We start from the raw sequence: 250 nt of genomic DNA, 5'->3' as shown, positions 1-250 counted from the left end.
GGTTGCCATCCAGGTTCGGCAGGTTCCAGGCCGGGTTGTCGGTTTCCGTATCGTATTCGTACACCGAGGCATTCAGGCCCAGGCTGAAATTCCGGTTCACGCTGAACTGCAGTTCCCCGAATACCCCCAGGGTCCGGATATCGTCGTAGAAGACCCGGAAGGAGTTCCCGTAGATATAGCCTTTATCGTCGTTGCGCGTCTCGTTGATCGGGTTGAGGATAAACAGGGGCTTGAAAGTTTCGGCGGCATA

General features: G+C 55.6%; 1 pseudogene. It reads right to left on the bottom strand.

What is annotated here, in order from left to right:
* Window positions 1–250, bottom strand: a pseudogene (locus ACRHNM_RS17555) (TonB-dependent receptor); the annotation flags it as partial.

Origin of the sequence: Psychroserpens mesophilus, assembly GCF_050617655.1 — a bacterium.
In the GTDB taxonomy this organism is placed as follows: domain Bacteria; phylum Bacteroidota; class Bacteroidia; order Flavobacteriales; family Flavobacteriaceae; genus Psychroserpens; species Psychroserpens mesophilus_A.
The sequence above is the reverse complement of the archived record's forward strand: the minus strand, read 5'-3'. Positions and strand labels throughout refer to the sequence as shown.